Raw genomic sequence first — 9664 nt, 5'->3', positions numbered from 1 at the left:
GTTCTTCTGCTTGGGGCTGCGCTTTTTACTGTAGCGCCCTGATTCTCTGGTTTGGGGTTGGCCTGGCTATTATGGCCTGGACTTTCTGGGGACTGGCGCGGTTTTTTCTGCGCCGTGGGCTGGGCGACTATAGCACGGCTTTTTTACGCATCGTGCTGATTCGCTGGCTTGGCAGACTTGTGTTGATGGGGGGCATCCTATATATATCCCTCATCATTTATCAGGCGCCAGTGTTCGCCCTTGTTGGCGGCATGCTGGCAGGCGGCATGTGCGCTCTTGTGAGCTTTGCGTTTGCAGCGCGCGCCATCAGGCGCAGCGCGCAGTAGAGCAGACGCCACAGCAGCCGGGCTACACACAAATTTCTGGGGAATGGCCTTAGGGCTTTACATCAACGCAGCGCTTCGGCGCGCATCGACCAGGAGGCAGGGCTCATGGCAGGTGGTTTGCCGCATCCGGTATTGCTCTCCACATTTATGGGCATGGACGAGATCACCATCGGTGGACAGATGGTGGAGTTCAAGCATGTGTTCTACTCCTGGGTCTGTATGGCCCTCCTCTTTACTGTGGCCTGCATTATGCGCAGACGTCTGACGCTGGTGCCGGGCGGCCTTCAAAATTTCTTTGAGGCCTTGATAGACACAGTTGAGAATTTCATTATTGCCACAATGGGTGAGCACGGGCGCAAGTTCGTCCCCCTGCTGGCGGGTATTTTCATCTACATTTTCGGCATGAACCTTATGGGTCTGGTGCCCGGTTTCGACGCACCTACGGCCAACCTCAACACCACGGTCTGCATGGCGCTTTTTGTGCTGGTATTCTATAATGCCGTGGGTCTCATCCGCTGGAAAACGCACTACATCCATCACTTCACCGGGCCTTCGAAGTTCCTTATTCCGCTGATGTTCCCGCTGGAAGTGGTGTCGCACCTTTCACGTCCGGTTTCTCTCTCCCTCCGTCTTTTCGGTAACATCCGGGGTGAAGAAATCGTTATGGTGCTGTTCTTCATCATGGCGCCCATCCTGGGCACCTTGCCCATCTACGCGCTTTTCCTTCTGGGCAAGACCATGCAGGCCTTTGTGTTCTTCATGTTGACCATGTTCTACATCAAGGGCGCTCTGGAAGCCCCTGAACACTAGACTTGCGCATGGGCGGCCTGCCGCCCCCGCCCTGGCATGGCCTGTGGCGGCGTCTCTTCGCCGGACGTAAACAAGGCGCAGCATAACGGGGAATGGTCGGTAACGACCCAACAATACAACAGTGCAAGGAGTGTCTCATGCGTAAACTTCTGATGATCGCCCTTAACACCGTGGCTCTTCTGGGTATGGCCAGCATGGCTTTCGCCGCCAACCAGCTTGACGCCTCGGCCCTTGGCTACACCTGCCTCGCCGCCGCCCTTGGCATCGGCATCGCCGCTTTCGGTTGCGGCATCGGCATGGGCCTTGGTCTGAAGGGCGCCTGCGAAGGCGTTGCCCGCAACCCTGACGTGAGCGGCAAGATCACCGGTACCATGATTTTGGCCTTTGCCTTTATCGAATCTCTGGCCATTTACGCTCTGGTTATCAGCTTCATTCTGCTGTACGCCAACCCCTACGCGTAGGGCTGGATCAGTTTTGTAAAAAAAAGGAGGCTTCGGCCTCCTTTTTTTTATTTGCAGCAAAGCCCTTATAGTTCGCTTCTTTCCCAGCCTGGCAATGGCCGGGATTTTTTTGCAACAAAATGGCAATCTCAAGGCCACTCTTCACTTTTACCGGCTTTGCCGGACCTTACAGTTCTGCCCCTTCTCCAAAGATTTCTCTGTCGTTCCGCTTTAGCTGATTTCTTTTAGAGCGCCGATACCAGACGTACCCAAACCTTTGGGTAAGCTTCAAAGCGGTACCCTTACGAAAATTTTCCATAAAAACATGTCTGATTGTGCGATTAGACGCACAGGAACAAGACCAAAACAACGGCCCAATTTCATTGCTGCTCTGACAGACACAATATATAGATTGGTTCACATGGGAGGCGCAGCCCGGGAAATACGCTCCACCGGGAGATGCAAGCCAAGAGTAATGCATGTGTTCAGCGCCCAAAATTGAAAATCACAGCGCCAGGGAAGTATGTTGCGGCCCACTACTCACATTCAACTTAAAGGCATACACTCAGTATTTCAGGAACATATACTTTTTTTATTGAACACGGCATATTGCGGGGCTTGGGACTTAACCTTTGTCCCCTTTTATAGTAGCATTTCATTCACAAAAATTCTTTTTGTAACATGCTCCGGTTCAGAGCACTTTAATAGCGTGACATGCGAGTAAAAATTCCAAAGATAGCAAACCTAACAACCTGTAATAAAAAGAAAAAGATTGAAGATCAGGTACAGGCGACACACTGGCTATCGTATTACTATCTCATTGTGTGGCTGAGTCCGTCAATGGTTGTGTACCCAACTTATTAACGCTAAGTTGGTTTGAACATTGCCACGGCATAGAATTAGGTATATTTTATATGCTGTTGGAAGTAGCAAAGACTATAAACGGTCCAGCTTGCACATTTGCTGTTTTTTGATAGATACTTTCTTTCACGAGACGACATCTTCCCGTTGACAAGCTCGCGGCTTTCCAGAAGGTAAACTATGGCTAACCAACCGAAAAGTAAACATATTCCTCGCGCAACTATTCAACGCCTTGCCACCTATGTGCAGGTGCTTGAAAACTTCTCCCGCGATAATGTGGAGGTCATTTCCTCCAATCCACTGGCGGAAGCCTGCGGAGTCAACGGTTCACAAGTGCGTAAAGACCTTGCCTATTTTGGCGAGTTCGGCATTCGCGGCGTGGGGTATCATGTAAAATCCCTTATCGCTGCCATCACCTCCTCTCTTGGTGTTGACCGCGAGTGGCGCATGGCCCTCATTGGCGTTGGCAACCTGGGCAAGGCAATCCTGAACCATAGTGAATTTCGTGCCCGTGGCTTCAACATCGTTGGCATCTTCGACTGCGACCCCTTCAAGATCGGTGAAATTGTGCATGGCCTTGAAGTGCACTGCACCCGCGATCTCAAGGATATGGTGTCTGATCTCAATATTGAAATCGGTATCATCACCACGCCCCCTGAAAGAGCGCAAAGGGCCGCCCAGCACCTTATGGACGCTGGCATCACCTCCATTTTGAACTTCGCTCCTGCCCGCATCAAGGTGCCGGAACGCATCAACGTGGAATACGTGGATTTCTTCCACCACCTCTACGCTCTTGCTTTCAATCATCCCATGACCCGATAGGACGCCAGCCTTGGCACCACAACAATGCCGTACAACATGGCCAGGACGTTGTTATGACGCCCTGGCTTTTTTGACACGCCTTGTCCCCCCCCGCGCTGGCTGCACCGGCAGTGACCTTGGGGCCTGCCTGCCTTGCTACGGCCCTGCGGGCTTATGCCTTGGGCTTACGCTCACCTTGCCCAGCTGGCTTTTCTGGCTTTTGCTGCATAAGCACCCGCTGGCGGTTCCCCTGTTATGCGCCGCCCTGGCCGCATGGCTCTGGATGGGACTTGAAGTATGGAGCACCCGCAGCCTGCACTGGGATGGTCTGGCTGACCTGGGCGATGCGTGCGGCAGTGGCGCACAGGGCGAACGCTTTTGGGCCATAATGAAAGACAGCCGCCTGGGCGCATTCGGTGCGCTGCACCTTCTGCTGGCTTTTGGCGGCATGTGGCTTGTGGTATGCTGGCATATATACGGCGGCCAATGGCTCTGGCTTGTAGTGGCCCCGGCCTGGGGCCGCGTTTGCGCTCTCTGGCTGGCGGCATCCGCCCCGCCCCGCGACAAGAACTCCTTAGGTGGCCTCACCTGCGCGGGAGCAAGCCCTGCCCTGACCCGGTGGTATGCCCTGGCTGCCCTGCTGGTATTATTTGCACTGGCGCTGTTTGCGCACCAACCCTGGTGGCGTGTGCCTGTGACAGCGCTTGGGCAATACATTCTCATACGCCGCATGGCGGCTTTCGCGCGCAGCAAAGGCGGAATTTCCGGCGATTTTCTTGGCGCGGGCATCCAATGGGGGCAGTTGTGGTTTCTGGCAAGTACGGTGTAGATTATCTACAGTTCATTTGCCCGGACAACCAAGGAGGAATCCATGAATTTCAGAGAATTGGCTGAAAAAGCGCGCACTTGCCGCCGTTTTGAAGAAGACCAGCCTTTGACTATGGCAGATCTGGAATGGCTTGTGGATTGCGCCCGACTAGCGCCTTCAGGCAGAAATGCGCAGGATTTGCGCTTCAGCCTTGTGGCCCAAGGCGAGACCTGCCAAAAGCTGTTTCCCCTCACCCGCTGGGCTGGAGCCCTCAAGGATTGGGGCGGCCCGCACCCTGGTGAACGCCCCACAGGCTTTATTGCTATACTTATGCCCCAGGGCGGCACGGAACTGACATTCTACGACGTGGGCATTGCCTCCCAGACCATTCAGCTTGCAGCCAGCAGCCGTGACTGGGGCTGCTGCATCATCAAATCTTTCGACCATCAGGCCGTGCCCGGTCTTTTGCAGGTGCCCGCTGACCTCAAAGTAGCGCTTGTGCTGGGTCTGGGTGTTGCCAAAGAAAAACGCGTTGTGGCCCCAATGCCCGCTGACGGGTCTTTCGGCTACTGGCGTGATGCGCAGGGCGTGCATCATGTGCCCAAGCGGGCTCTTGAAGACCTGATCGCAAGCCGTTTCTAAAGCAGATGAGCTTTTTTAGCGTTCGAATACTCTAAGCCCAAAGCGCACCAGCGAAACAGCGATCCGCATTTATCTGCTACAGAGCATAAAAGCACGAGGGCTGCCCCACTACTGGCAGCCCTCGTTTTGTACGTCTTGCGTCTTGCGGTATTATCCGTTCTGTTAAGCCCGGACCCTGACACTAGCAGCCGGTGCATGCATGCCACGAAATGCTGCACAATGGCGCTTGGTTGACACATCACACAGCAAGACACATGCCACGACGTACAAATTCAATCAGCTAAAAGAGTGCTCAAGGCCTGATGCGCCGGGGCCTCCACCCAGGCGCGTCAGGCTCCACTGCCGCACAGGCAAAGAACACCAATTTGGCCTTTGCCTCCTTCCTTGGCATTGTACAAGGCCTTGTCTGCGGTCTTGTAGAAATCATCGTAACAATGACGCCCCGTCTGGCTGAAAGCCACGCCCGCACATACTTTCACGAACACGTTCGGCACAAGCGGCTCTTTCAGCCTGGCGGCGACCCTTTCATAAATCTTGATGACCCTCTCCACCGGAAGATTTTGCGCAAACGCGGCAAACTCATCCCCACCAAGGCGAAAAATCACATCCTCCTTGCGGAAGACCTCGCGCAGTACCCTGGCAAACGCCGTTAGCACGGCATCTCCTGTGGAATGCCCACCTGAATCATTGATATTTTTGAAATCGTCCAGATCAAAGATGAACATGGCGGCGCGGATAGGTTCAGTTTCATTAGTCTTAACCAGTTTGAGAGAAATAAGACTCTCCCCGGCAGCCCTGTTGTAGATGCCGCAAAGCGCGTCTTTCTCTGCCCGAAAAAGCAGATCATCACGTTCCTTCACGCGGTCATGCGCATCCTTGAGAAAACCGATAATGCACACGTCGCCTGAGTGCGGTTCAACATAGCCAATGACTGTCAGACTATGCCACGTATAAGGCCCATTGAGTTCAATACGCGCTCGTACTTCGCAGGTACAATCACCGACGCCGGAACGTATCAGGTTCACGGCTTCGCTGATTTTTTCTTCCTGCCCAGGAGCAAAAAGCCCCTGCTGAAAAAGTCCTTCCGGCACTCTGCGCGCCTTGAACAGGTCACCGTGCCTTGTAAGACTTTCTTCAAGATTCGTGACAGCATGGGTAATAGGGTCAATCTGAAAAACCATATCCACAGCGCTGTGCAAAAGAACTTCCAGCTTTTGCCGGTTTCTATCCAGATCATTTTCAAGCAGCACCCGCTCGGATACATCCTGAAACAAACATGTACAGTAGCCATACTGCGGCTGGTGGCAGGTCACCATAAGATGCCGCCCCTGCACCGGCCAGAAATCTGTAATTTTCTGTACACGTCCCTGATAGGCTGTCTCCCAAAAGGTGCCGAGCCATTTGGTAAAATTGATTGAGGAATTGTTGAGCGAAGTGCCAATGAATATTTCCTTTGGGGTGTCAAAAAGGCAAAAAAGCGCATCGTTGCCGTAAACAGGCACCAAATCGCACGGTTTACCCATAATATCCAGGTCAACACGTACAACTGCGATGGCCTGCGGCAGACCCTGTAGAAAATCCAGATGCTGGCCCTTCTCAAATCCCTTGTTTGAGGAGGTGGACTGAGCGCGTCTGTCAGACTGTTGGCTGGGGGATTTCATGATGAAATCCCGCGCGCATGACGTAATCGGTTCCATATATTCCCCACGGGTTTGGGGGCATGATTGTGCATTCCAATCTGCACGCCCGGAATACTCTAAAAAATCTATATACAATTTCAGATATAAGAAACACAGCCAACCATGTCAATAATTTTCACCCCCAAGAGCGGAATAAAAAAGCTTTTCCTATTAATAAGATATAAAAAATGATCATATAATACTAAAAAAAATTACTGATTTCGTTATGGTGCGGGCTGCCTGACTCTGAAAACATGCCTCCCGGTCCAGAGTAGCTTTAAGAAGATAGATCCCCAAAGGTCAGGGCGCGGCCATTGCGGCACTTGAGGGTACCAATACACAGCTGTACTGCCAGCGCGGCAATTGTTGCGGCGCGGCACGCTGCCAATGGCTGCGGTGATTGTATAAACAAACCATATCATTACGCGGCTGTCTTACCATGCATGACTGCCTCCTGCCGCAAGCCATTTCAAAGCAAAATGCATCAGGACTGAGCATTCCGGGCGGGCATGGCACATGCAAACAAATGGCGGATAAATCGCTTCAGTACAAAAAGCTGGAAGTCCTGCGGCAAGCAACCACCGAGTTTTTTCAAGAAGCACACCAATAGAACAAGGCTCCTCCGGCAATGCCAAAGGAGCCTTGTTACATCTGACGAACAGATGGCTGTACATAAAAAAGTTATGCCCCGCCGTACCGCAAAAGCCACTGATTAAAAATTTCAGCCAGCATGCCATCCCCACGGGCGTACGCCGCACGCCTGGCCTGCTGAACCCGCACTTTGGAAGCAGAAGATTTTTCTTCTGCCCCGGTGGCCGTTGCTGGCGGGCCCAGAGCAACACGCAGAGACGCGGCGCTTTCCGGACCTTCAACCTTGCTGGTGAGGGCCAGCAGCCTTTCACGAGAATCAGTATCTCCAAAAAACATAGCGCAACGGGTGGCGCACAACAGGGCTTCATGCAAATCCCCCCGCGCTTCCAGCATGTCCATGAGCCGATACCAGCCGCTCCGCCAAAGAGGCTCCTGCTCAAGCAAATTGCGGCAGGCTTCTTCATTTTGCGGCCGAGCATCAAAGTCTTCGGTACGCGCGGCTTCCCGCGCCTCTGGCAGAGCCAGCCAGAGGTCAAGGTCCGGCCCCATTTCAAGCTGGTAGCCATCCAGAGCCGCCAGCATGTGCAAGTCCGGCCTCAGATTTTTCCCGTGGCGGCGCATGAGCAGTTCACCGTTGAAGGTATTGTGATCAAAACGTCCCGGCGTCTGGCTGGTATGATGGATAACAACGCTGCTTCCAGCCACAACGAGCTTATGGCCACGCGCGCGCAGTTCGCAGCAGATATCCATATCTTCAAAACCGTTGCGGTATTCTTCATAAAAGCCGCCGCAGTCCATAAACACACTCTTGCGCAGCAGCATGGCCGCTCCGGTTATGGCCTGGAGCGGGTGCTTTTTGCGCGGCGCGGTGTGCCCAGCGGGAAAACCTTCGTAAAGATGGCCGACAGCCATAAAGGGCGTAAAATAGATGCCGCAGTGTTGCACAGTGCCGCTGGGATAGAGCAGCAACGGTCCCACCGCCCCCACGCGGGGCTGCTCCAGCGCATGGCGCAATGGCGGCAGCCAGCCCGGCGTCATCGTGGTGTCGTTGTTCAAAAAAAGGAGCAGGTCACCGCTACTGGCTTTGGCCCCAGCATTGCACCCTTTGGCGAAACCCAGATTGTCAAACAGGCGCACACGGCAAAAATCCGCGCCGAACAGGGCATTGCCCAGCGGCTCCAGTTCTGTGGCTGTGGCGTCAGTGGAGCCGTTGTCCACAACCACCACTTCCACATTTTCGTTTTGCGTATGTTCGGCTAAGGAGCGCAGGCAGGCGGCGGTCATCTGCCAGAGGTTCCAGGCGGGAATAATGATGGAAACCCGGGCCGTGCTACTCATGGCTGCCGCTCCTGCCGTGCACGGCGAAATCTCTGGCGGCGGCCACAAAATTTTCTGCCCAGCCTGGCGCTGCCGGGGCAAAAATATGGGTGTAGGAGGCCCAGACATTACGGAACACAAGGCCATCGACCTTTTGCGGCTCTGGCGCGCTGACCGTATCTTGCTTTTCGGATACAGGAGGAAGTCCCATGCCCTGCCCCTTGCGCAATTGCATGGCCCAGCGCAGTGAGGGATGACGGCTCTGCCCCGGAGCTGTACGCTCCTGTGGGGCTGCCAGCGCGTCCGTCAGATGCTCCGCCGTCTCTTCCCACCGGCAGCGGGAATAATGAAATTCGTGACCGCGCAATTCCGTTTGAAGCGGGAAAAAGGGATTCTCGCCAGTGATTCTGCCGCGCACATAGCCAAGCCCTTGCGGCTTGGGACAAAACACCGCCGTCACCGGAAGAATGCCCCCCATAGGCCACAGTTTTCCCTGACGTTCAATGCCGCGCGAAAGCACCATAAACCCGCCGCATTCAGCATAGATGGGCATGCCTTGATCCGCCCACTGGGCCAGCTGCCGCAGCAGGGGCGACGTGCTCAGGGCCTCCACATGGTCTTCGGGAAAGCCGCCGCCCAAATACAGGGCGTCAACCTGCGGCCAGCCAATGTTCGCATGGCCGCCGTCCGGGCCGTTAAGCAGGGAAAGGCGCACAAGCTCGGCCCCTGTGCGGCGCAGTGCTTCAAGATTTTCCTCATAGTAAAACCACAGGGCGGCGTCACGCACATAGCCAATGCGCGGCCTGCGGGTTCCGATGGATTCCGGGCTGTTCACGCCAGTGACTTTGCCGGACGTCTCTGTAATGGCAGCATCCGCGCCGCGCCTCTGCTCCACGGCCGCCAGAGGAGCCGCATCCGCGGTAGATTCCGGCCAGAAAGGTTCGGCTTCGAGGTCTGGAGCGTTTTCGGCAGCGGCCAGAATACGGTCCATATCCACATGCCCGCTCACAAAGGCTGCCAGCGTATCCAGCACCTGTTGCGCCTGCGGCGAAAGGTCATCCCCGCAGGAGGCTATGCCCATATGCCGCTCGGGCAGCGGGTTTTCGGCCAGCCGGGGCAGAGCGCCCAGTACGGGCACGTCTGTGTGTTCCTCCAGAGCCTGCCGCAAGATGCGCTCATGCCGGGCTGAACCCACCTGATTGAGCACCACGCCCGCAAAGGAAATGCCCGGCTCGAAAGTCAGTATGCCGCGTACCAGCGCTGCCGCAGTGCGCGTCATCTTGGTGCAGTCCACGCTGATGATCACTGGGCACGACAATATGCGCGACAATTCGGCTGTGGAGCACGAGCCCTGTGCGTCCATGCCGTCGAAAAATCCCCGGTTGCCCT

The 9664-nt window shown here is 54.9% G+C and carries 11 protein-coding genes; 7 read left to right on the top strand and 4 right to left on the bottom strand.

Annotated elements, in window-relative coordinates:
- From QM579_RS02690 to atpE, 3 genes are all read left to right on the top strand, one after another.
- Window positions 1-326, top strand: a 326-nt coding sequence (locus QM579_RS02690; protein WP_414997683.1) for a hypothetical protein, incomplete at its 5' end; no start/stop codon positions are given.
- A 105-nt stretch (window positions 327-431) separates the two neighbouring features.
- Window positions 432-1136, top strand: coding sequence for a F0F1 ATP synthase subunit A (atpB, locus tag QM579_RS02685; protein WP_414997682.1), 705 nt, complete (start codon window positions 432-434; stop codon window positions 1134-1136).
- Window positions 1137-1273: 137 nt separating this feature from the next.
- Window positions 1274-1597, top strand: coding sequence for an ATP synthase F0 subunit C (atpE, locus tag QM579_RS02680; protein WP_179980215.1), 324 nt, complete (start codon window positions 1274-1276; stop codon window positions 1595-1597).
- A gap of 7 nt (window positions 1598-1604) precedes the next feature.
- Here atpE and QM579_RS02675 read toward each other — a convergent pair whose 3' ends face one another.
- The gene (locus QM579_RS02675) at window positions 1605-1742 is read right to left on the bottom strand and encodes a hypothetical protein (RefSeq protein ID WP_414997681.1); all 138 of its coding nucleotides are present in this window, start codon (window positions 1740-1742) and stop codon (window positions 1605-1607) included.
- Window positions 1743-2617: 875 nt separating this feature from the next.
- Between QM579_RS02675 and QM579_RS02670 the strand changes: the two genes are divergently transcribed.
- Genes QM579_RS02670 through QM579_RS02660 form a run of 3 tightly spaced genes read left to right on the top strand, consistent with a single transcriptional unit; the run spans window position 2618 to window position 4688 of the window.
- Window positions 2618-3259, top strand: coding sequence for a redox-sensing transcriptional repressor Rex (locus QM579_RS02670; RefSeq protein WP_179980216.1), 642 nt, complete (start codon window positions 2618-2620; stop codon window positions 3257-3259).
- A gap of 10 nt (window positions 3260-3269) precedes the next feature.
- Window positions 3270-4067 (top strand): adenosylcobinamide-GDP ribazoletransferase, encoded by a 798-nt coding sequence (locus tag QM579_RS02665; RefSeq protein WP_414997680.1) that lies wholly within the window; start codon window positions 3270-3272, stop codon window positions 4065-4067.
- Window positions 4068-4109: 42 nt separating this feature from the next.
- Entirely contained in the window at window positions 4110-4688 is a 579-nt protein-coding gene (locus tag QM579_RS02660) for a nitroreductase family protein (RefSeq protein WP_414997679.1), read from the top strand.
- A 329-nt stretch (window positions 4689-5017) separates the two neighbouring features.
- Here the strand turns inward: QM579_RS02660 and QM579_RS02655 are convergent, their stop codons facing one another.
- Window positions 5018-6349 (bottom strand): diguanylate cyclase, encoded by a 1332-nt coding sequence (locus tag QM579_RS02655; protein ID WP_414997678.1) that lies wholly within the window; start codon window positions 6347-6349, stop codon window positions 5018-5020.
- A gap of 418 nt (window positions 6350-6767) precedes the next feature.
- Here QM579_RS02655 and QM579_RS02650 point away from each other — a divergent pair, with 418 nt between their 5' ends.
- Window positions 6768-6977 carry a hypothetical protein gene (locus QM579_RS02650; RefSeq protein WP_414997677.1) on the top strand — a complete coding sequence of 70 codons (210 nt, stop codon included), beginning with the start codon at window positions 6768-6770 and terminating at the stop codon, window positions 6975-6977.
- Between the two features lie 71 nt (window positions 6978-7048).
- On the opposite strand, the gene QM579_RS02645 is transcribed toward QM579_RS02650, so the two are convergent.
- The gene (locus QM579_RS02645) at window positions 7049-8296 is read right to left on the bottom strand and encodes a glycosyltransferase family 2 protein (RefSeq protein WP_414997676.1); all 1248 of its coding nucleotides are present in this window, start codon (window positions 8294-8296) and stop codon (window positions 7049-7051) included.
- Window positions 8289-9664: cobyrinate a,c-diamide synthase (locus tag QM579_RS02640; RefSeq protein WP_414997675.1), on the bottom strand; the 1376-nt coding region annotated here is incomplete at its 5' end. The genes QM579_RS02645 and QM579_RS02640, both read right to left, overlap by 8 nt.

Source organism: Desulfovibrio sp. (assembly GCF_047607245.1).
In the GTDB taxonomy this organism is placed as follows: domain Bacteria; phylum Desulfobacterota; class Desulfovibrionia; order Desulfovibrionales; family Desulfovibrionaceae; genus Desulfovibrio.
Note: the sequence above shows the minus strand (reverse complement) of the source record. Positions and strands in the feature narration are given on the sequence as shown.

Bases quoted from the DNA above. Each gene is read 5' to 3' on its own strand.
- atpE (WP_179980215.1), top strand. From the start codon at position 1,274: ATGCGTAAACTTCTGATGATCGCCCTTAACACCGTGGCTCTTCTGGGT.
- atpB (WP_414997682.1), top strand. From the start codon at position 432: ATGGCAGGTGGTTTGCCGCATCCGGTATTGCTCTCCACATTTATGGGC.
- QM579_RS02645 (WP_414997676.1), bottom strand. From the start codon at position 8,296: ATGAGTAGCACGGCCCGGGTTTCCATCATTATTCCCGCCTGGAACCTC.
- QM579_RS02655 (WP_414997678.1), bottom strand. From the start codon at position 6,349: ATGAAATCCCCCAGCCAACAGTCTGACAGACGCGCTCAGTCCACCTCC.
- QM579_RS02670 (WP_179980216.1), top strand. From the start codon at position 2,618: ATGGCTAACCAACCGAAAAGTAAACATATTCCTCGCGCAACTATTCAA.
- QM579_RS02660 (WP_414997679.1), top strand. From the start codon at position 4,110: ATGAATTTCAGAGAATTGGCTGAAAAAGCGCGCACTTGCCGCCGTTTT.